28 protein-coding genes are annotated in these 21,201 nt (G+C 40.9%); 21 read left to right on the forward strand and 7 right to left on the reverse strand.

The annotated features are described in order from the left end of the window. Positions 1 to 11 precede the first annotated feature (11 nt). The 5 genes from BDD30_RS08135 to BDD30_RS08155 all read left to right on the forward strand — a co-directional run bounded on the left by BDD30_RS08135 (position 12) and on the right by BDD30_RS08155 (position 3,249). Entirely contained in the window at positions 12 to 449 is a 438-nt protein-coding gene (locus BDD30_RS08135; RefSeq protein ID WP_015835228.1) for a tail tube family protein, read from the forward strand. Beyond that, positions 446 to 841 carry a putative phage tail assembly chaperone gene (locus tag BDD30_RS08140; RefSeq protein ID WP_015835227.1) on the forward strand — a complete coding sequence of 132 codons (396 nt, stop codon included), beginning with the start codon at positions 446 to 448 and terminating at the stop codon, positions 839 to 841. The genes BDD30_RS08135 and BDD30_RS08140 overlap by 4 nt, the downstream gene beginning before the upstream one ends. After that, positions 838 to 1,023: a hypothetical protein gene (locus BDD30_RS08145; protein WP_071823742.1), complete on the forward strand. Its 186-nt coding sequence runs from the start codon at positions 838 to 840 to the stop codon at positions 1,021 to 1,023. Before BDD30_RS08140 ends, BDD30_RS08145 begins: the two co-directional genes overlap by 4 nt. Next, entirely contained in the window at positions 986 to 2,893 is a 1,908-nt protein-coding gene (locus BDD30_RS08150) for a phage tail tape measure protein (RefSeq protein ID WP_015835690.1), read from the forward strand. Before BDD30_RS08145 ends, BDD30_RS08150 begins: the two co-directional genes overlap by 38 nt. A 74-nt stretch (positions 2,894 to 2,967) precedes the next feature. Next, on the forward strand, positions 2,968 to 3,249 hold the full coding sequence (locus BDD30_RS08155) for a DUF6694 family lipoprotein (protein WP_041382208.1): 282 nt from the start codon (positions 2,968 to 2,970) through the stop codon (positions 3,247 to 3,249). A gap of 19 nt (positions 3,250 to 3,268) precedes the next feature. Here BDD30_RS08155 and BDD30_RS08160 read toward each other — a convergent pair whose 3' ends face one another. Genes BDD30_RS08160 through BDD30_RS25005 form a run of 3 tightly spaced genes read right to left on the reverse strand, consistent with a single transcriptional unit; the run spans position 3,269 to position 4,417 of the window. Then, positions 3,269 to 3,847, reverse strand: coding sequence for an ORF6N domain-containing protein (locus BDD30_RS08160; protein WP_015835225.1), 579 nt, complete (start codon positions 3,845 to 3,847; stop codon positions 3,269 to 3,271). Positions 3,848 to 3,874: 27 nt separating this feature from the next. Then, positions 3,875 to 4,183 (reverse strand): hypothetical protein, encoded by a 309-nt coding sequence (locus BDD30_RS08165; protein WP_015835224.1) that lies wholly within the window; start codon positions 4,181 to 4,183, stop codon positions 3,875 to 3,877. Positions 4,184 to 4,210: 27 nt separating this feature from the next. Next, positions 4,211 to 4,417, reverse strand: a complete 207-nt coding sequence (locus BDD30_RS25005) for an Arc family DNA-binding protein (protein WP_081461604.1) — start codon at positions 4,415 to 4,417, stop codon at positions 4,211 to 4,213. Between the two features lie 68 nt (positions 4,418 to 4,485). Here BDD30_RS25005 and BDD30_RS08175 point away from each other — a divergent pair, with 68 nt between their 5' ends. The 15 genes from BDD30_RS08175 to BDD30_RS08245 all read left to right on the forward strand — a co-directional run bounded on the left by BDD30_RS08175 (position 4,486) and on the right by BDD30_RS08245 (position 13,443). Further along, positions 4,486 to 4,752, forward strand: a complete 267-nt coding sequence (locus tag BDD30_RS08175) for an Arc family DNA-binding protein (RefSeq protein ID WP_041382204.1) — start codon at positions 4,486 to 4,488, stop codon at positions 4,750 to 4,752. Positions 4,753 to 4,849: 97 nt separating this feature from the next. Beyond that, on the forward strand, positions 4,850 to 5,293 hold the full coding sequence (locus tag BDD30_RS08180; RefSeq protein ID WP_015835692.1) for a hypothetical protein: 444 nt from the start codon (positions 4,850 to 4,852) through the stop codon (positions 5,291 to 5,293). After that, positions 5,286 to 5,594: a hypothetical protein gene (locus BDD30_RS08185; RefSeq protein WP_049795213.1), complete on the forward strand. Its 309-nt coding sequence runs from the start codon at positions 5,286 to 5,288 to the stop codon at positions 5,592 to 5,594. Before BDD30_RS08180 ends, BDD30_RS08185 begins: the two co-directional genes overlap by 8 nt. After that, complete coding sequence (locus BDD30_RS08190; protein ID WP_015835222.1) at positions 5,498 to 6,292, forward strand: KilA-N domain-containing protein; 795 nt, start codon at positions 5,498 to 5,500, stop codon at positions 6,290 to 6,292. The genes BDD30_RS08185 and BDD30_RS08190 overlap by 97 nt, the downstream gene beginning before the upstream one ends. Positions 6,293 to 6,497: 205 nt before the next feature. After that, the gene (locus BDD30_RS08195) at positions 6,498 to 6,656 is read left to right on the forward strand and encodes a Hok/Gef family protein (protein WP_071823741.1); all 159 of its coding nucleotides are present in this window, start codon (positions 6,498 to 6,500) and stop codon (positions 6,654 to 6,656) included. Between the two features lie 136 nt (positions 6,657 to 6,792). Further along, positions 6,793 to 7,551, forward strand: coding sequence for a phage baseplate protein (locus tag BDD30_RS08200; RefSeq protein ID WP_015835221.1), 759 nt, complete (start codon positions 6,793 to 6,795; stop codon positions 7,549 to 7,551). Continuing rightward, on the forward strand, positions 7,551 to 7,889 hold the full coding sequence (locus BDD30_RS08205; RefSeq protein ID WP_015835220.1) for a phage baseplate plug family protein: 339 nt from the start codon (positions 7,551 to 7,553) through the stop codon (positions 7,887 to 7,889). The genes BDD30_RS08200 and BDD30_RS08205 overlap by 1 nt, the downstream gene beginning before the upstream one ends. Further along, positions 7,864 to 8,709, forward strand: coding sequence for a phage protein (locus BDD30_RS08210; RefSeq protein ID WP_015835693.1), 846 nt, complete (start codon positions 7,864 to 7,866; stop codon positions 8,707 to 8,709). The genes BDD30_RS08205 and BDD30_RS08210 overlap by 26 nt, the downstream gene beginning before the upstream one ends. After that, positions 8,684 to 9,355, forward strand: coding sequence for a Gp138 family membrane-puncturing spike protein (locus tag BDD30_RS08215; RefSeq protein ID WP_015835218.1), 672 nt, complete (start codon positions 8,684 to 8,686; stop codon positions 9,353 to 9,355). The genes BDD30_RS08210 and BDD30_RS08215 overlap by 26 nt, the downstream gene beginning before the upstream one ends. Continuing rightward, complete coding sequence (locus BDD30_RS08220) at positions 9,352 to 9,714, forward strand: contractile injection system sheath initiator (protein ID WP_015835217.1); 363 nt, start codon at positions 9,352 to 9,354, stop codon at positions 9,712 to 9,714. The genes BDD30_RS08215 and BDD30_RS08220 overlap by 4 nt, the downstream gene beginning before the upstream one ends. Beyond that, positions 9,698 to 10,822 carry a baseplate J/gp47 family protein gene (locus BDD30_RS08225; RefSeq protein WP_015835216.1) on the forward strand — a complete coding sequence of 375 codons (1,125 nt, stop codon included), beginning with the start codon at positions 9,698 to 9,700 and terminating at the stop codon, positions 10,820 to 10,822. Before BDD30_RS08220 ends, BDD30_RS08225 begins: the two co-directional genes overlap by 17 nt. After that, a complete protein-coding gene (locus BDD30_RS08230; protein ID WP_015835215.1) occupies positions 10,815 to 11,471 on the forward strand; it encodes a DUF2612 domain-containing protein in 657 nt (218 codons plus the stop codon). Before BDD30_RS08225 ends, BDD30_RS08230 begins: the two co-directional genes overlap by 8 nt. Continuing rightward, positions 11,458 to 12,630 (forward strand): phage tail protein, encoded by a 1,173-nt coding sequence (locus BDD30_RS24140; protein WP_249039925.1) that lies wholly within the window; start codon positions 11,458 to 11,460, stop codon positions 12,628 to 12,630. The genes BDD30_RS08230 and BDD30_RS24140 overlap by 14 nt, the downstream gene beginning before the upstream one ends. Then, positions 12,617 to 12,817, forward strand: a complete 201-nt coding sequence (locus BDD30_RS24145; RefSeq protein WP_249039926.1) for a hypothetical protein — start codon at positions 12,617 to 12,619, stop codon at positions 12,815 to 12,817. The genes BDD30_RS24140 and BDD30_RS24145 overlap by 14 nt, the downstream gene beginning before the upstream one ends. Next, positions 12,817 to 13,443, forward strand: coding sequence for a tail fiber assembly protein (locus BDD30_RS08245; protein WP_015835695.1), 627 nt, complete (start codon positions 12,817 to 12,819; stop codon positions 13,441 to 13,443). Before BDD30_RS24145 ends, BDD30_RS08245 begins: the two co-directional genes overlap by 1 nt. Before the next feature lie 31 nt (positions 13,444 to 13,474). On the opposite strand, the gene BDD30_RS08250 is transcribed toward BDD30_RS08245, so the two are convergent. From BDD30_RS08250 to BDD30_RS08270, 4 genes are all read right to left on the reverse strand, one after another. Then, positions 13,475 to 14,107 carry a DNA methyltransferase gene (locus BDD30_RS08250; protein ID WP_015835696.1) on the reverse strand — a complete coding sequence of 211 codons (633 nt, stop codon included), beginning with the start codon at positions 14,105 to 14,107 and terminating at the stop codon, positions 13,475 to 13,477. Continuing rightward, complete coding sequence (locus BDD30_RS08255; RefSeq protein ID WP_015835697.1) at positions 14,089 to 15,654, reverse strand: DEAD/DEAH box helicase; 1,566 nt, start codon at positions 15,652 to 15,654, stop codon at positions 14,089 to 14,091. The genes BDD30_RS08250 and BDD30_RS08255 overlap by 19 nt, the downstream gene beginning before the upstream one ends. Further along, a complete protein-coding gene (locus BDD30_RS08260) occupies positions 15,651 to 16,439 on the reverse strand; it encodes a hypothetical protein (RefSeq protein WP_049795223.1) in 789 nt (262 codons plus the stop codon). The genes BDD30_RS08255 and BDD30_RS08260 overlap by 4 nt, the downstream gene beginning before the upstream one ends. Positions 16,440 to 16,619: 180 nt before the next feature. After that, a complete protein-coding gene (locus BDD30_RS08270; RefSeq protein WP_015835699.1) occupies positions 16,620 to 17,219 on the reverse strand; it encodes a hypothetical protein in 600 nt (199 codons plus the stop codon). Positions 17,220 to 17,425: 206 nt separating this feature from the next. On the opposite strand from BDD30_RS08270, the gene cas3f reads away from it, so the two are divergent. Next, a complete protein-coding gene (cas3f, locus tag BDD30_RS08275; RefSeq protein ID WP_015835700.1) occupies positions 17,426 to 20,698 on the forward strand; it encodes a type I-F CRISPR-associated helicase Cas3f in 3,273 nt (1,090 codons plus the stop codon). Positions 20,699 to 21,201: the final 503 nt, after the last annotated feature.

A 21,201-nucleotide genomic window follows, 5' to 3' on the forward strand; every position in this document is an offset into this window, starting at 1 on the left:
TAGGTATAAGTATGTCTCAATACAATCATGCAAACTCGATTCTGACTATTTCTGGCTATGAAATATCAGGATACGAAAATGCAGCTGATGCGCTTAATTTTGCCCCGGTCGGTGATGATGGGGATATAACTTACGGCATAAATGGCGACGGGGTTTATGTCGCTACGTGCAATAAAGGGTTAATTATTACAATAAAGCTTTTACAACATTGCGAATCTAATGAGTATTTGAATAACTTACGCAATACTCAAATCAATATACCGAAAGCGTATACCCCGGCATATATTTACTATAAAGACGTCATTAACGGTGATGAAATTATTGCAGAGCGTTGTTTCTTCACTACACCGCCGACAATCACACGGGGTACCGCTCATAACACAATGACGTGGACACTGAAATCAACAAAATCAACAATGAAACTCAAAAAGGGAGTGTATAACTCATGATTATTGACAATATAAATTATGAACATCGCTTGTCTAATTTCATCGAAGCCAAAAATCATGCGTTAAAACTGGTTGGTTTTCTGAAGGGCTGCATTAAATTAAATGGCGATCATGTTGATATTGATGTTGGTGCGATTGTTTCTAATGTCGGCTCACAAGAAATGCAGGGCATTGAACAGTTTATTTTGAAATATGTCACGGTGACTGATGCAGATGGGAATACCGTTCTGTTACAAAAATCTGATGATTTCAATCGTCACTTCAATACTTATCGCGCTCACTATTTCCAGCTAATCATTGACGGATTGAAATTTCACTTTGCGGATTTTTTGCCAAATGGGGCCGCGTCTGTAATAAATACCAGCAGCTTGGCGGCTCTGAATCTTCAGTGAGTGATGTTGACTGGATGGTGTGGACGCCGATCATGAGAAACCTGTGTACTTTACATGAACTCCGCACTGTCTACTCACTCTCTGACGTCATTGATATGCATGAAGCGATAGCTGAAACGCTATTATCTGAAAAGAGGGCAAACGATGCAGATCGACGAACTTCTGGTAGCCATCGGCGTTGATACGTCGCAAGCAGCAAAAATTAAAGAGGTCATTGTTGCGCTCGGTGTCGCAGCGACTCAGATTGCCAACGAAGCCAACAAAGTGAACAAGACGCTTGATAGTGTCGGCGAAGAGTCCATTAAAAGCACTGAGGAAGCGTCAGAAAAAGCGGATGAAGCCGGAGCATCCATCAGTAAATTAAAATTGCTTGCTATTGGGGTTGTAGCGGCGGTTAGTGTTGCGACTACAAAAGTGCTTGGCTTTATCAATAGCTCGATTACTGGCGCTAAGGAGCTGGCGAAAGAGAAAGGGCTACTCTATAAGATATCCGACAGAGAGCTAAAACAGGCTGATGAGTACGAGAAGTCCATGAAGAAAATGGGGCTATCTATTGATTCAGTGAAGACAAAGATAGCACTCAATCTTGTTCCCTCAATGACTAAAGCGGTGAATAGTTTTAATGCCTGGATTGCTTCAAACAAAGAGCTAATCACGAGCGGGCTGACAAAAATTATCAAAGTCGGCGGCAAAGTCATTCAGGTTATTGTTAACTCAGTACGTGCGGTAAATAAAATTGTCACATCAACCATCGGCTGGAAAGCGGCGATTATACTTCTCGTCGGTGCATTGGCAATTCTCAAACGCTCGATGATCATGGCGTTCATTACTAACCCGATTACCTGGGTTATTGCGGCAATAGCGGGCTTACTTCTCTTGCTTGATGATCTGATGGTCTATCTTGACGGCGGTGATTCTCTATTCGGGGCGTTCTGGGGGCCTGCGGTTAAATGGGTGAAAGATGTCATCAAGTGGGGGCAGGATTTTTACGCTAAATACAAAGGGATTATTGACAATTTAGTGTCGATTTGGAGTCAGTCGTTTAAAGCGATGTGGGCTATCTTCAGCGGAGTTTTTCAATATATCTGGAACGTCATTAAGTTGTTTGTCGGCCTCTTTACCGGCGATATGGATCTTGTCAGTGAAGCATGGGCCGGGATGACCGCGGCATTGATGAAAATATGGAATGGGCTGATTGCTTATCTCAAGGCCTTCTTTGCTTTCTTTGGGGCCATGTGGGACATTGCGGGAAAACTGGCAGGTAAAGCATTTAACTGGATAAAAGGCAGAGCAAAAAGCTTTGTGAGTAGCGTGGGTTCTATATTCAGCAAAGTATGGAGCTACATCACCACCCCGTTTAAAAAGGCGTTTAAGTGGGTGTTAGGCTTGTTCGGTGTGAGTGAAAAAGATGCGGATAAATATATCGACAATATCGGTAAAGCGTTTGATGCGGTATTTGGCTTCATCAAAGCCCCATTTGAGAATGCATTTAAGTTTGTTAAATCCCTGATTGATATCGCGACTAATGACAACCTAACCTTTACTGAAAAAATCGAGAAAATTTTTTCTGCTGTCTGGGGCTACATCACCGCGCCATTCAAAAAAGCATTCAAATTTGTGCTGGGGTTGTTCGGGGTCAATGAGAGCGAGGCCGATAAGTATGTCTCAAATATTGGCAAGACCTTTGATGGCGTGATTGAGGCTATCAAGGCTCCATTTAAAACGGCTTTTGACTGGGTTGAGCAGAAGTATTTGGCATTAAAAAATTTCTTTTCGGGTGATTCAGCAGCGGAAGAGGTGGCGGTTAGTCTAAGTCAGGTTGCGGCTACAGTTAATGCTGGTGATGGTTCAAATATTGGTCAATCCGTTGCAAATTCTACTATGAATAACAGTAACAAAACGACAATTAATCAAGGTGATGTGACGGTGCATCAAAACATAACAACACCGGATGCAGTAAGAGCAGCTCAAATGTCTACCGATGGGTTTGGCAGGGCATTGAAAAATGCTAGTTACAACACAAAAGGGCAATTCGTTAATGGCTCAGGGTAATAATTTTGCTTTCTCTTGCGATTTCTAAGTGGTCTAATTAAACCTTAATTTTAGTTATTGCAAGAGAAGCATTTATGAGAAAACTATTTTTACCAATTGTATTGGTTGCTTTTTTGGCTGGTTGTGGCGAGCCAAAGTTAGACGCATCTAGTGACACAGCAATGAAAGAGTCTATTCAAGAAATGAACAAGAATCTATCACCAGAAGATCAAGCGAAGTTCCAAAGAGCAATAGCAAAAACCATATTCAAAGTTGGTTTCTCTTCTGGTGATGCAGCCCAAAAGGATCAAAAATTCAAAGAAGCACTGAATGGAAAGACCGCTAAAGAGATCATCGCCATGGACGAGAAAAAGTAAGCCATCCTTGGCTTGGGGGTTAGTACTTCCAGCTGTTTTTCATGTTCAACAGATTTTCTCTATGAATAATGAGATAACCAGCTTTTTGTGCTAACTCCATAAACGTGTTTAACGTTAAGACATGGCTATCAGGGCGAACTATTTCGCAACTATCAACCGCACTATTTCGTAATGTGATGAGGATCTTGCCATTTTCGGGGAATTGAATTCCTAACGTAGGGGAAGTTTCTTTACCAAGGAATTCCCCTTCTTTCTGGTTAAAGTAAAAATCCTCCAGTGCTTCGAACACATCCCAGGCCTTGTCGGTGTCGAGCATTTTGGCGTGACGAGCCGCTCCGCGTTCGGTCCAGAGAATTAGGCTTCTTGTCTTGGGTGAAATTTGTAGGTTACTTAAAGTAACCCGCAAATCTTTTAGGGCCTTCCCAATAACTTTAAAGTAATGTTTGCCTTCAACGAATCTTTGCGTATTTCGTGAATGATTCACTTTGATGTTATTGGTGCTGGTTTCATACAATTGAGCTAATAACTCGGTAGTGATCACCGGAATGCTATTATGAATGATAGCTTGGAGGCTTTGAGCTGAAATTTGATTAGTCATTGCTGACTCCTTACTTTATCTCTGAATTTAGTTGACCATATTACGGTATGGTGCCGGGAGGTTCAGAACGGCAGTAAGAGCCGCGGACTTATTCCCCTTTCGGGTGTTGTATTCGTCGCCCTCCCGACCTTGATCGGAGTGTGGTCGCGTATTGCGCCCACTGAATGACAGGCATAAAAAATCCAACGCTAACGGGGTTGGTTTAGTCCGCTTACTTGAGGTTCTGACGCCTCGCAAGGGCAAGATAACCCCGGAGAGTGATCCTGTCAACAATATTCCTTCAGCAAGGAATGCATTGATAGTGTTATATGTTTCATTAATTGCTATACTTGTCATGTCTATATTCCTAGTAGGTTTGGACAATTAGAGGCCCTGACTATTGCGAGTAGTTGGGGCTTCGCTATTTCTGGCTATGTATTCCTTAAGTGCTTTAACGATTACATAATTCATAGATCTATCTTGTGTATTTGCAATGCATTTCAAGCTTTCTCTTACTTCGTTTGGCATCCTGATATTTACTTGTGGTGGTCTTCCTATATTACTCATGGTTCCTCCATATAATATAGCCATTGGCTACCATTGATAGGCTAGTAGTTAATGGCTACCATGTCAACAACTTATTATGCTGGATTACATTTATGAGTCGTGACCCACAGATAAACATTCGTTTGCCGCAAGATCTCAAAGAGGCAGTACAAAACATGGCATTAGACAATAAGCGGTCTGTAAATGCTGAGATTGTTGCCATTTTGTTAGATGCAGTCAGAAAGCATGCGCTCAGTAATCAGGGCCAATCATCATCAGGAACGCGACTAAAGGCAATAGATTACCTCTATGAACGAGAGGTATTAGAGGAAATTGCGAAGCTTGCCGCAGAAAACGCTGTAAAGCTTGTAAAGAAGTGAAGCAGCCCCGAAAGGGGCTTACTGGTTAAAAAATCAGTAACGCCTATCATTGCATCAATGGTTAACTATGTAAAATAATTAACCATTGGATGATGTAATGGAAGTCAAAGAAAAAATTGCAACGGCGTTTTTATCAATGCGTCCAGATAATCCAGAAGATACAAACGAAATCATTAGGCCCATTGTGACTAAGGCTGTTTCAAGGCTTCCAGAAGATTTGTTCCTGTATGTCACACTGTCTATTCTCGGATTGACGCAAGGTAAGTCTTATAAATTATTCATAGACATTCTCCATAATGGAGAAAGTTGTATAAAATATTATAACAACCCCTACGGAGATGATGGCGAAGAGTTTGTTGCTGATAATAAAGATCTGCCAGCGAACCAAGTTTCTGCAATCTTCAATATTGATTTTCCCGTAATTGCAATACCTGATACTGGTATTTATGAAATCAAAGTCAGGCTTCGCGATAGTAACGGAGAGCTTTTGGATGAAAATTCGTACTACTTTGATATAATAAAGAGGGCGGGTAATGAGTAGCAAACCAGGTATACGCCTTGTAAGTTCAAATAACATGACAGATTATCATATCAAACATGGTGGTTCTGGCGGTGGAGGGGATATGCTAGAAAGAATCAAAAAGCTAGAAGATGACGTATTCGCGCTAAAAACCGATGTTGCTGTGATAAAGTCTAACTATGCAACAAAGGCTGATGTAGTAAGCTCGGCCAATAAAATAATTTTATGGGTTGTTGGGGCGGTTGTCTTCTCTCAGTTTCTGCCTGCAATACCAAAGATCATCGAAGTATTCACAAAGATGCAAAAGGTCGTTTTAACCTGAATGCATTGCATAAAGCGGGTGGTGGTAAAGATGCTAAACGACCTAAAACATGGCTCGAAACAAAACAGGCTCAGGAGCTTGTTGAGGAGCTAAGGCAGAATTACGCCTTAGGTCAAGAAGTGCTCAAAGTTCAAAAAGGCGGTGTGAATCAAGGCACTTTCGCTCATGAATTGTTAGCTATTTCTTACGCTGGCTGGATTAGTCCGTCGTTCCAATTACAGGTCAATCAAATATTCTTTGATTATCGTACTGGTAAGCTGGTTTCTGCGGTCCCGGTTAATAATCAATCGGGGTTACCTGAATATCGTCTTGCCAAAGCGGAACAATTAAGGTCTGTTGCTCTTGAGAAAAACATAGCTTCAATTGAAAGACTAAATATGCTTTTGCCGAATCTGGATCGCTTGGCTAAGCAGACCTTAGCAGCATCGGTGATTAATCCTTTAATTGGTCAAGATGTAATCCCCCTTCCTGTATTGGAAGAGAAATATTATACGGCTGGTGAAGTAGGGAGGATGCTGGAAGTGTCAGCAAACAAAATCGGGCGGACTGCCAATAATCACAATCTAAAAACCGAACAGCATGGGAAGTTCTTTCTGGATAAATCCGCTCACTCCGATAAACAAGTTGAAGCATTCCGTTATAACGAGAATGGTATTAAAGCACTTAGACATTTGATCCACGGCGTTGAAGTAGCTTAAGGATTCGAGGCCAAAGACGGCTGACTGTAGATAAATATATTTCACTTTGGTATATTTTGGGCGGGCGCTTGAGACTATCTGTCTCTGGCGTGCTGGAGCGGATAGAAGAAAGCCCCAAATGATCTTTCAATCAATTTGAGGCCCATCTAATGCTTCGCAACATAAGATTAGCCTCTTACCTAACAAGAAGCAAGGAGAGAAGGCTATGAAGCCGCAAAAAATCGCAATATTTAGTTTGATTATTATTTGTGTGACGTTACTCATATTCACGTGGATAACAAGGGGCTCACTCTGTAAGCTCCACATCAAACGAGGTAATACAGAGGTTGCGGCAATCATGGCTTACGAATCCAGCAATAGGTAAGGCAACCTTAGGCGGGAGGTTTTTACTCCCGCCCTTTTAGATGTTGTGATTGCTTGGCTCTCAAGCGCCCTTTTCAATTTCTTAAATAGTAATCGACAAACCCGCCTTTGAGCGGGTTTTTTGTTGCAGGTACTGTATGGACTTACTCAGCGGTTTTAACACAACAAATGCATCTGTAATAACTCGTTCTATTGGTGAATTTCAGTTTGATTGCGTGACTGTTGAGAATCACGAGTCGAGTTTGCGTATTACTGAGAACCCAGTAGAGTCTGGGGCTGCAATTGCCGATCATGCAATTCTTGAACCGAAAGAAATTACGATAACTGGGATTATGGTTAGCTATGAACCGCCGCAATACTCAAAAGATATTACAGGATTTGATTCTGACGTGATGGATACTTTTCCCTTGCCTGTTGAAATTCGTGCTCAAACAAAGCAGGCGGAAGCAATGATAAACCGCTATATCTCCGTTGCTGATAACGTTATTGAACAATCCCAACGAGCAATAGCACCATTCTTACCCGATTATCAGGGATTGGCTGGTGATAGCTCACAGACCCTAGACAGGGTTGGAAAAGCCTATAACGACTTGCTTAACTTACAGAAAAAAGGCGAAACAATCACAGTTCAAACTGGCTTAAAGCAATATGAGAATATGATGATTGTGAGTGTCAGTGTTTCTCAGATGTACGATGGTTCCGCAGAATTTTCGCTGACATTGCGCGAGATATTCATTGTCGAAACCCAGACAGCGAAAGGACTGAATGTGAAAAAATCAACAAAAAAGCAGATGGGCAAGACGCAACCTAAACAGGCTGATAATAAATCAATGCTAAAAAGTGGCAATGATGCCCTCGGCGGGGGACTTAAAAAACTTTTAGGCCGGGAGGCGTAATGATATACGAAATTCCCGTTTCAACAGAAGAAATACAAGAGCAATCATTCAGTTTATTTAATATGAACCTCCGATTTACATTGTATTTCAACACTGTTTCTAATGGCTGGCAGTTTGATTTACTTGATACAAACATAGATCAATACATCGCGCAAATGTACGGACTCACAGTCAATAGCCCGGCATTGATAACAAAGAACTTACCGTTTGTGATCATGATGAGTGATAGTTCCGGCTTTGGCCTTAATTCTGTTAGACGAATTGAGTTGGGTAATAGACTGAAAATTTATTTTGTCGATAAAGAGGTGTGGCGTGAAGCAATTCGGGAGACAACTTAAACTTAGCATTGGCAACAAAAAAGAAAGCATTGAAATTACTAACTTAAGAGTGGCTTTCGAAGTATCAAAGACAATTACAAGCGAACCCAACCCGGCAACAATTCGAGTTTATAACCTCAACCAATCACATCGAAATCTGATTACAAGTAAAGCCTATAATAAGGTATCCCTAGCTGTTGGCTATGAAGAACTACGGGTAATTTATACGGGCGATATTATTGAGGTCGTTACTCTTCGTGATGACCTGGATTTCATTATTGAATTGACGTGCGGGGATGGCTATAAAGCTTACACCGGAGCGTTAGTTAATAAGACTCTGAAAGCCGGTGCGACTGATACTGATATTCTGTCAGAAACGACTAAGTCAATGAAAGTTGGTAACGGGGTGGTTGATTTACCAAAAGATCGGCAATTACCGCGGGGCAAGGTTCTAACGGGCAATGCTCGCGACATTATGCACAAGATAGCACGAAATAACGGCGCTAATTGGTCCGTGCAAGATGGAAACATGGTCGTACTGCCGAAAAATAAAGTGCTTGCGGATAATGAGGGTTTTGTGTTGTCACAAGAAACGGGAATGATCGGCAGTCCTGAAAAAACAGATGACGGCTTGCAAATCACTTGCTTGTGTAATCCCGCGCTGCGGATCGGCGGCCTTGTTCGGATTCAGTCAATTATCCCAGAGTATAACGGTGACTATAAAATCACTGAATTAGAACATTCAGGCGATTTTATGTCAGACGATTGGAATACGCTGATAACGTGCACCGGTGGAAAATATCAAAAGGTGAATAATGAACAAAAATCCAACTCTACTTGATGTACTCAATAAAAAAGCAGAAAACGAGCGTTTAGATATTCACACCGCATTACCCGCCCGCGTTGTTTCATTTAACGGCCACACAGCAACAATAGAACTAATGATCACTCAGACATTAAGTAACGGTGAAGTTATCGAACTACCGCCGCTTGTTGACGTTGTTGTCCAGTTTCCACGTGCGGGTGGATTCTGTTTCACGGTTCCAGTGAAAGCTGGTGACGAGGGGTTGGCTATCTTTTCAGAACGGTGCATTGATGGTTGGTATGCAACAGGCAATAAATCCGCTCCTCTTGATGCTCGCTTACATGATTACTCTGATGCTTTCTTTATTCCTGGAGTTTGCAGCCAGCCGAAGAAAATACCTGATTTTTTTTCAGGCGGGGCATCTATGCAGACTGATGACGGCTCAACGTACATTCGCATGACTAACGGGAAAATCACTATCAAGGGAGATATTGAGCATACAGGTAATAGCCAGCAGATCGGACAGCATCAACAAATTGGCGATTGGAGCCAGACTAGCGGCAACAGTGAGTCTAACGGGACTGTTAGTGCTGCAAAAGTTGTCGGTGGTGGCATTGACCTACAAACACATGTACACGGCGGAGTGCAATCAGGCGGTAGCAACACGGGAGCACCCAAATGAGAGTACGGCGATTAGATAATAACCATGATTGGACATTTGGCAATGGTCGCAGTGATTACGCCACAAAGTCAGAAGCTATCGCTCAATGCGTACAAACCAGGTTGTTATCTTTGCGTAATGACTGGTTTCTTGATTCAGATCACGGGGTGCGCTGGTTTGATTATCTGAAGAAAAATCCAAATATACTCGCAATGGAATCAGAATTGAAAACTACAGTTCTGAAAACTGAGGGGGTAACAGAAATTACCGCTTTTGACATCATAATTGATATAGATAGCCGTGGATCGCTAGTAACTGTCACTTATATTGATATTTACGGCAATAAAAAAGAGGTCAATACAGATGCTCCAAGTAACTGACAAAGGGATAGTCATTGACCAACTATCAGATATCCACCAGCGCCTTATTGATGGCTTTAAGCGTATTTATGGTGAAGATATCAATCTTGATGCTGATACACCGGACGGGCAGATGATAGGGGTTTTTTCTCAGGAACTAGCGAATATTAATCAAGTGATTGCTTTTATCGTTCAAATGTTAGACCCATATGAAGCAACGGGGTCATTTCTTGAACAAAGAGCTATGTATGCGGGACTTGTGCGTCGGGGTGCTGAATTTAGTTACATTGATGATGTAGTGATCTCCGGCAATACTGGCGTAACACTACCCAAAGATACAGTATTAATTGATGATAATCGTGTTAAATGGGTAACTTTAGATGACGTAAAGCTCAATAATCAAGGTTCGGCTCGTGTGAATTTACGTAGCCAAGTGTTGGGTGTTTTCTCACTGCAAGCAGATAAAGAGTTACAGAGTGAAACCGTCATTGTTGGTGTTGATAAAATTGTAACGACAAAGGAAGCAAAGCCGGGCGATGATGAAGAAACAGACGGTAATTTCTTAAGACGCTTTATGCGCTCTCACTCTATTAACAATCACGATGATAGGCATGGGATCGAAGCTGCTTTACTTGATTTGCCCGATGTGAAGCAAGCGCGAGTATATGAGAACTACACTAATCAGACGGATGATAAAGGTGTACCGGGGCATTCAATGAATGCGGTATTAATTGGCGGTAAAGATGAAGATATCGCCTTGGCAATTCTGAAAAATAAAATCGGTGGTTGTGGGTTAATGGGGAATATTTCATATTCATGTATGTATACTGGGGTGGAGCGACAAGTAAAATTCGACCGTGCGGAAATCGTTGATATTAAAATTAGTTTGCTTGTAGAGCGCATAAACGGTTTTCATGATATTGACACTGACGGTATTAAAAAGTCACTTGCTGCCACTGAGTTTGAAATTGGTCAATCTGTTTATGCCATGCGCTTAACATGCCAAGTTAATTCAATTTCAGGTTTTTACATTAAATCAATAACGGTTAATAATTCCGATAAAGCTATTATCGGAGTCAGACAATGCGCCCGCATTAAACACGAAAATGTGGAGGTGTTGATTGAATAAAAAACGAGAAGACTTCCTAATCTGGCAATACAGAGGAAAACCCAAGGCCCGGCAGACAGTCGGGCTTTTGCTTTCTGAGAGCGCAACAGTTTTTAAATCAGCAGTTAAGTTGACTGAAATACTCGATATTGATAAATCAACAGAATGGGGATTGGATCTAATCGGTCGGCACGTTGGTATTAGTCGGACAATGAAGTCTTTTGTCCCAAAAAGTTATTTTGGCTGGATGGGAATAGAGAGCGCACTGGGTTTTAATACGGGGGTTTTTTATAGATATGGCGATTCTCTGAATGATTCGACAAATCTTGATGACGAAGATTATCGATTTTTTATTAAAGCTAAAATTATTAAAAACTACCAACATCCGACTCTTGAAAATATAACATTATCGATTTCTTATTTATTGGGAGAACAGGCGTTCATTATCGATAATTACGATATGACAATGAATATTGTTATTCCTTCAAGCTATCTAACACCTTTTCGGCTGCATGCTGTAAAAAAGTTGGACATATTATCTCGTCCTATTGGCGTGCAATATAAATATATCGTAATCACAGATCGCCACCCTTTCGGATGGGCTAACGATCCCCATGCGTTTGGTTTCGGGGATGGTAAATTCACGAGGATTGTAGATGTCAATAATTAACAAACCAGACTATAAAGTCTTTGCACAAGACGCCAAATCCGGCGAGATTGAAACTTTTCCCGATGTGCTTCGCGGATGGGGCGTCACACTAGACAGAACGGCAGGTAAGCCTCCGCTTGAGTGGTTCAATTCTGTGGGGAAACGAGTTGACGAATGGCTGATGTATCTCTCACAACGCGGGTTAGCTGAATGGGATTCAACTGTAGATTATCCTCAATATGCGGCTGCCCAACATGCCGGAAAGTTTTATGTTGCAATAAAGGAAAATAGGGAACAACAGCCAGATCATTCACAATCAGCCTGGAAACCAATGTCTGATTTTATCGGGGCACCAAAATCAGTTCTTGATGCCCTAAACACAAAACAAGACAAGGGAGACTATGCAACTAATTCAGCGCTGAAGACTGTCAACGACAACGCCAACAGCCGCCTGGCAAAAAACCAAAACGGCGCCGACATTCCTGATAAAAATGCGTTTGTGAAAAACCTCGGATTATCTGAGACGGTGAATAAGGCGAATAATGCGGTGCCGAGTAGCCGGAAAATTAACGGCAAGGCGTTGAGTGGGGATGTCAGTTTGAGTGCGGGGGATGTGGGGGCTATTAGTGTAAATCCACTAAGCACGCTGACAGAATCAAAAAAATTCCAAAATTTTTTGTCATCGGGCTTTATTCTTGTAAACGTACCCAACACAGCTACGGTAAATGATTTTCCTTTTCCCACCAGAGTGTACGGGTTTGGAATACTGGAAGTACGAAGCTCCGGGGTTGTGATTTATCAAAAGTACACATCGCATCACGGAGAAGTAGTTATCCGGCAATCGTGGAACTCTGGAAAAACATGGATCGGCTGGGATATTGTCTATTCAAGTGCAATATTGCCGCCAGAGCAGCACCCAGTTGGCGCACCTATTCCATATCCGCATAGATACACCCCTGTTGGTTATCTTACGTGCAACGGTCAGACATTCGATAAATCTTTATACCCGAAATTAGCGGAAGCTTATCCTAGTGGTAGAGTACCCGATTTAAGGGGCGAGTTTATCCGTGGTTGGGATGATAGCCGTGGTGTTGATCCCGGTAGGGTGTGCGGGTCGTGGCAGGACAGCGATAACAAAGCACATATCCATGATGATGAATTTTGTTATGGCGGGGGGTGATGCAGGGGGTGATAGCGGAACCATGTCAGCATTTGCAAAAAAATATTGTACGCCCAAAGATGGTGTTAATGGGCGTCCGACAAGTGGGTGGCTTCCGGCGTCTGCCGGGCTGCATAGTCTGCCTTCTGGTGGAAATGAAGCACGTCCCCGCAACGTCGCATTTAACTACATAGTGAGAGCAGCATAATGACAGAACAGAAATACTCTTTAGAACATGAAACCGCCGTATTGGGTAAAGACGGATTGGCCACTCAAGCGGGCTGGATAAAAGTTTATCACTCGAATCAAATCACACGAGAATTCACAGTTTCAGATATTGAATACGTGATGCTCGGTGTCAGTTTATCAGCCGGGGCTTATCCTGATGCGCCAGAGTTACCAAAATCTGACGATAAGGCTGTCTGTCGTAGTGAAGACGGTAAGTGTTGGGAAATTCTTCCAGACTATCGCGGAAAAATAGCTTACGACACGTTAACGAGAGAACAGACTGAGATAACTGAAATCGGGGAATTGCCGGATACATTGACATTCAAAAAACCGCCTACTGATTTTGACAAATGGGATGGCGAAAAATGGGTAGTTGATAAAGACTTACTCAAAGCACATCAAATCAACGAAGCTAAGCAACAACAAGCAGCACTGTTACAGCAAGCAAATGAAACACTCTCATTGCTACAAGACTCTGTTGACTTAGAAGTCGCTACTGACTCAGAGAAAGCGGCTTTGCTTGAATGGAAAAAGTACAGAGTATTGCTGACTCGTGTAGATGTTGATCAAGCGCCTGATGTGGAGTGGCCGGAGCAACCTAAATAAAACGAAAGCCGGGTGACCGGCTTTATCGTTTTTATGTATCAAGTCCATGATGCATAAGTTTTGCACCCATAAAACTAAAGATCTTCATTATATTTCTGCAATGTTTTTCATCAAATTCAATCAATTTACAGTCAATATCGAGTTCAAATGCTGCGATAGCTGTAGTTCCACTGCCTGCAAACAAATCAGCAACACTGGAGATATTGTCAAAGCTTCCCAATAAATCAGTGATAGCATCAATGTTTTTAGCCATGCCGTGCTCTTGCATTCGTTCGCGTGGCGCATGGAAAATTGTAGGCCAATATCCGTTTGCTTCAAATACATCAGAGCGTTGCCGCAATTTTCGATTAAATAATGATTTTTCGCCAGTTCGATACAAATATACGCCTGTTTGATGGGTGTAATTGGGCTGTGAAAGATTACGTGATTTTTTTGGTGCGACAGCATCAAGAACAAAATCAAATGATAATTCCCAGCCAGGGGCTGACATAAAATCAAGAAGTTGCCGCATTGTTGTTATGAGAACCAAATGATTGCATTGTTGATTATCTATAATTGTTCTAAGCTTTTTACCGTCCATATTAAAAGGAGGGTCCGTTAGAATCATGTCAGCAGACAAACTGTAATCTTCGGCTTTCCCGCAAGTTAATTCGATTTTTGCCATTCTTTAAATATCCTTAATGCTTTTTTTGTGCTGAGATTGTCAGCATCTTTCGCTGTAAAATTACTAAACCAAAAATCAATATATTGAGTCTTTTCAATAAATTCATTTATTTTTATGATTTCAATGCCGCTTTTATATATAGATTCTATAAATTTTTCTCTGATGCGGCTTGCAGTTCTGCCAGCATGTCCGTAGTATTCGAAACAATCATTAATCTTTTCTATCTCCATTTCTTTCTTTTTTTGAAGATATCTTATGTCTGCTTCTTTGCGTGACGATTCAATCAGTTCAATATCTAAATTATAAATTTCCTTATATGGTGTAATAGATTGTCTTCTATTATGTAAAATATTTTCTTCACCGCAATCAGGACAATACATATCAATAATAGGATACCAGAATCCGCAATACCGGCATGGTGCGTTTTTAATAGCGGATGGTGTGTGCGGCGGATTATCAATATCCCATATGATATTATCATCCGGATAACCGTGATCATTCGCATTTCCGACCAAATCAACGATAATTGCAATATCTTTGCCGGGGTTGGTTCTGAGTGCGCGTCCAATCCACTGTCTATACATAATGAATGATTTTGTTTGCCTCGCCATGATTAAGCCATCAACGGCGGGTAAATCAAATCCTTCTCCAACCATATCAACATTGCAGAGTACTTTTATTTTACCCGCTGAAAATAAATCAATGATGCGCGATACGTTCACAGCAGACATATTCGAACTGATGCAACCCGCAGAGATTCCTGCGTCTCTAAAAAGAATCGCATGTTCTTCTGCATTTTTAATTGTTGCGCACATCATAATTGTGCGCCTGTTATTCATAAATTTTTTATATATTTTAATTGGATCATTAGCAATAAGTAACGTGTCAGATCTTATTCGATGACGATGAGATGTTTCATAAAATTCGGGTGAATAAAATTTAAATCCACTTAATATATTTTTACTTATTAGTTTGCTTATACTATTATCTTTCAGATATTCGCATTGAACGAGCTTATCAAAAACACCGCCTTTTTTTCGAGATAAACTTTGGCCGTCCATTCTTCCTGGTGTTGCTGTAAATCCAATTACTCTTGAATTGTGAAAAATATCAAGCAAGTCGCCCCATTTGTTGTCTGGTACAATATGATGCGCTTCATCTATCACTATAAGCCATGATAAATGTGTATCAAGATCAAGTTTCCCGCGCTTATAGCGAGAAATCAGACTATCAATACTGGCAACTAAGGTTTTTTTGTTACCGCGTGATATGAAATTTTTTCCATGTTTTTTATGTGCTAACATACACCTGCGGCGTGTGTGCTCAGTACTAATTGTATCATGCATGATACCGAATGCGGCGAGTTTTTCACTGCATTGTGAAATTAAAATATTTCTATGTGCAACAATAATTGAATGTTCAGCCCAGCCGCACAATGCGGCCTCAATCGGTGTTTTTCCCGCGCCGGTATCTAGCTGAATTAAATCATTTGTTGTTGCCGATGTAATTAAATCAAAGATTTCTTGTTGATAATCGCGTAGTTTCATTTTTTGCCATTTTTTGTATACAAAGTTTCTATTGTATCAACTATAAAATCATTCTCTTCATTTCGATTATTTATCCAAAATGTAGCTTTGTATGTATGTGCATTTCCCAATTTAACGATCGACAGCTGAGAATCTGTCATGGATCTTACTTTTTCAAATCTTATTTTCTCAGCCCATTCTATTTGTCTGTTTGTTCCTTTGAGGGGCTTAAGTCCATTAAATTTTGAGCCGTTTTTTGCCAATGTTGCAGCGGGTGATAATTCTTTTCCTCTCATATCTATATAATCAAATTCATCATTATACATTTTACCTGTTGCCTTATCCATCCATTTACCATTAATATCCTTAACGGGCGTAATTGCACCTTCTTTCCATGCCCTAAAATTTTTATCTTCATCTGCTGATTTGTTACCGTATCCAATCTTAATATCACTATTTTCAAACCCATCAATTTCCAACTTTGAAATGACGTCATCAATTTGCATGTCACAAGTAATAGCTATCAGTTCAACCGGCGTTGTATTTTTAATTAAAAAATTACTCAAAGCATATTTTTGATTTTGTGTGATTGTTTTGTATTTTGAATTAAACGTATCACGAATAGAATTGCAAAGACTTGAAATAAATTCAATGTTATTATTTCCTTTTCTTGCTATCAGTTCCGCTGATTTAATAATTTCAGGTTCACAACAAATAAAGTTGATAAAATCTTTATCAGCTGAATTTCTATTTTTTGAAATTTCCAAGTATCTCTTATAACTTTCAATTGCGTAGTCGATATGCATTTTCTATTCTCCTCTTTGGACTATATAAAATATCGTTAACTACAATCCAGTTGCCCGCTATCCACTTTGCGACTTGTTGCGGGGTAACATGCATATGTTGCGCAAACTTGGATTGATTGCCACCAAAGTAGCAATCAATATATTGAGTTAATGTTAATGGCGTGAAATCATTATTCATTTTTAATCAATGATCCTTTGTTTGCGTTCGCCACGTAATTCTCGCTCTTTATCAATTTTCTCTTTTTTATCACGATTTTCTTTTTCTTTTTGTTGTTTGGGTTCAATGCAATTCATAATGAAATCTACTAATTTCTCTTCTACTGCTTTTTCATACTCTCTATCATTTCTGCTATCTTCTCTACGCGGCAACAGCATATCACCGAGATGTTCTTCTACTTCTCCGCAATAATCGAAAGTACAAACACTGGCACCACCATTGCAATCACGATATTCTTCGTTTATCTCGTAATTAGCAATAGCTCTTACCGAACCATAAAATGGACTGATGAAATCGCAAGATACATAGTAAGTTCGTTTTGAATTTTCTTCGGCAAACTTTATGTGAGATCTCGTTTTTGCATTGCGAGGCTTATTGTTAGCCTTTACATACCAGCGTGAACGCTCAAAGTGTACTTCAAACATAATATGTCTTTCAGACAAGAATTGGGATACCTGCATTAACTCATCTATTGAGTCGCACTCAACGGTAAAATACTCTGATTTACTGCTTAATTTTTCTTCTAAGTATTCTTTAATGTTAAATTTAGATTGTTGTGACATTTTTTAATCTCCGTTTGTTGTTGATGTAATCAATATAATCAATTTTTGACTATATTGCAATATGTCAATAATCATTTTTTGATTATATGCGTGATTTGCATCACATAATTATGATTATTATGTTAATGATTTCAAAAAAGAGATGTATTGGACGCTATGATTGATGCTTTACAAACAATCCCTCAACAACTGAATCAGGTGGCACGATGAATATTCTCTTGGTATCTCAATGTAACAAACGCGCACTAACGGAAACCCGCCGAATTCTGGATCAATTTGCAGAACGTAAAGGTGATAGAATCTGGCAAACGGCTATCACACTGGAAGGCTTAAGTACTTTACGTAAGCTGTTACGTAAAACGGCACGTCGTAATACGGCGGTGGCCTGCCATTGGATAAAAGGCGGCCAAATTGAGCTGTTATGGATAGTCGGGAATTTACGACGTTTTAACTCACGGGGGGGTGTACCCACCAATACGACACAGTGTGATGTGTTGAAAAGTCAGGATGAAAATCACTGGCATTGCGTAGAAGCTATCAGTTTACTGGCAGCAATTGCCGGACTATTTCATGATTTTGGTAAAGCTAATGCATTGTTCCAGCAAGGTTTACAAGGAGATGGGCGGTTTCAACCGTACCGACATGAATGGGTATCTCTGCGGTTATTTCAGGCATTTGTTGATAAGCAAAATGATAAGGAATGGCTGACTTCGTTGAGTCAGATTGATTCTGGTAATGAGGATAAGATTCTTTCCCATTTGATTAAGGATGGTATTGTTCCCTATGTAAACCCTTTTGTTAATTTACCACCATTGGCAACTACTGTCGCCTGGCTAATCCTCTCTCATCATCGTTTGCCTGTTTATCCTTCTTATGACAGTAATTATTCAAACGAACCGCAATTGAAATACATTGATAATTGGTTGACTAAGTACTTAGAACCATCGTGGAACTCAGTCAACATGGATAAGAAGGTTTGGAGTATTCAGGATAAGCGTGATGTTTGGACATTCCCAAATGGTACACCTATCCGTAGTCAGACTTGGTGTCAGAAAGCGCAAAAATTTGCGCGAAGAGCGCTGCAATCAACATCATTATTGCAATATGGCAATCTGAATCAGCGTTTTACTAGCCATATGTCGCGATTGATTTTAATGCTAGCCGATTATCATTATTCATCATTGCCAGCAACTTTGGGTTGGCAGGATGTCAACTATAATGTATTTGCCAATACCGACAGAACCACTGGCGAGTGCAAACAGCAGTTAGATGAACACAATATTGGTGTCGGACAGAATGCTTTATTACTGGGGAGAAGTTTGCCGCATATTCGTAAAACGCTGCCTGCGATTACCCGCCATAAAGGATTTAAACAACGCAGTAAAGATGAAAAATATCGCTGGCAGGATCAGGCATTTGATGTTGCATGTGCTTTACGTGAGCGTTCAGCAGAGCAGGGCTTTTTTGGTATTAATATGGCTTCTACGGGTTGTGGTAAAACGTTTGCGAATGCACGCATCATGTATGGATTAGCGGATGAAAAACAAGGATGCCGTTTTTCTATTGCCTTAGGGTTAAGAACGTTAACGTTACAAACGGGTGGGGCATTACGTAAAAGGCTGCATTTAGAAGAAGATGATTTAGCGGTACTGATTGGTTCGCAAGCAGTGAAGGAGTTACATTACCTCCAGCAAAAGGCGCTGGAGCCTGACGTGGGCAGTATATCTGCGGAAGAGTTATTTGCAGAGCATCAATATATTAGTTACGACGGCAGCTTAGATGATGGGCGTCTGAGTCATTGGCTACGTAAAGATAATAAACTTAATCGGCTGCTTAGCGCACCTGTTTTGGTGGCAACCATTGACCATTTAATTCCGGCTACTGAAGGAATTCGTGGTGGGAAGCAAATTGCACCCATGCTGAGATTACTCACATCTGATTTGGTGTTAGATGAGCCAGATGATTTTGATATTAACGATTTGTCAGCTTTATGCCGATTAGTGAATTGGGCAGGACTATTGGGTTCACGGGTGTTGCTTTCATCTGCCACGTTACCCCCAGCGCAAATTCAGACATTGTTCAATGCTTATCGGGCCGGACGTCAAGATTACCAGTTGGCATGTGGTCAACCAGGCGCCCCAGTGAATATCTGTTGTGCTTGGTTTGATGAATATAATGTGGCGCAACTGGATGTTATCAATGCGCAGCAGTTTAAAGATCAGCATGATGCCTTTGTCGTCAAGCGTGTGAGCTGTTTAGAAAAACAGGTGCCATTACGTAAAGCAGAGTTGGTGCCTATAACGGTTGAAAATCATAAATATACAACAAAGATCGAAATTCAGACCATGGCAAAGGTGATGTATCGTTCCATGTTGAAACTACGTAGAGAACATTATCAGCGCCACCCATCGGGCAAAACGGTATCTATTGGCTTAATTCGCATGGCAAATATTGATCCACTGGTTGCTGTAACACAGAGATTATTACAGATACCGGCCCCTAAAAATATACATATCCATTATTGTATCTATCACAGCCAGCATCCATTGGCGGTACGTTCCCATCTTGAACATCGGTTGGATTCCACATTAACGCGTTACGATGAAAAGGCATTGTGGCAGGTGGCAGAAATCCGTAAGGCATTAGAGGAGCTGCCAGAGAAGCATCATATTTTTGTCGTACTCGCCACATCTGTCGCTGAAGTTGGTCGGGATCATGATTACGATTGGAGCATTGCAGAGCCGAGTTCAATGCGTTCATTGATACAACTTGCCGGACGTATCCAACGGCATCGGCAAAAAGAGCCAAAGATGCCCAATCTTCATATTCTAGCGAAAAACTATGAGGCACTGAAGGCGACTAATTTAGAACATCCGGCTTATTGTCGCCCAGGGTTTGAGTCAACGAATTATCGCCTTGCCAGCCATGATTTATATGAATTACTGGAACCTTATCAGTATGAATTAATCAGTGCATTACCCAGAATAAAGGAACGCGATGGAGCTGGGAATAGTTTACCGTTTGGAAATCTGGTTGATCTAGAACATCAACGTTTGTGGGAAGAGCTTCAAGGTGATCCTAATGAATATCGTTATTGTGCTGCTTTTTGGTGGCGAGAACAGGCTTCATGGTGTGCGGAATTACAGCGTCATAAGCCATTTCGTCAGTCAGAACCCGACGAATTATATTATTTGTGGCTTGAAGAAGAAGGGGAAGCGGCAACATTTGTGACGTTGGCTAGTGACCCTGTAGGAATCAAAGAAAGTAGATCTTTTGATTATGTATCGGAATTATCGTTTGCGCCGGGTGTGAGTGCCTGGATTGAACTTGATACTGAGACAATTTACCAGAATTTGGCTGATACCAAAGAAATGGAGTTAAGGAATGTAAGCCAACATTTTGGTGAGATTTGTCTTAGAAAAAAAGACGACAAAGAAACATGGCGTTATCATCCGTTCTTTGGGGTCTACGTCGATTAGCTGCGATTGATTAAGTGAATTAACTACTCATACCTTGGTTTTGAGCTATCTGGAATAGACTGCCTAAGTGATAGCGAAGATGACTGGGACGGATGTGGGACGTGAAAGTTTTCATGTGTATTCGATGTTTTGCTAACTTTTGCGAAATCAGGCGTTGTGAGCGGCGGTTTTCGCTGTATCTAGTTGTTTTGAATGATAGCTCTATACACTCATAATCGCTTGGTCACTGGTTCAAGTCCAGTAGGGGCCACCAGATTTTAGCTGTGAAAACAGATAGATAGACCACTCAAGTAAGAGTGGTTTTTTTATGCCTATAGCAAAGTGTCGCAAAAGTGTCGCACGAGATTTTCGAACGGTCTCCGCTCCTATTCTTTTTTGTGCCTTATTTCTACTCGCAATGGAGCCAAATAAAAAAAATTTCAGGCAGTAAAAATAAATTTACCAATTCTATTAATTTCAGTTTCCAAATGACTGCAAGACCTTGTCATTACTGCTCGTTGTAG

Source organism: Photorhabdus asymbiotica, assembly GCF_003634575.1.
Classification (GTDB): Bacteria; Pseudomonadota; Gammaproteobacteria; order Enterobacterales; family Enterobacteriaceae; genus Photorhabdus; species Photorhabdus asymbiotica.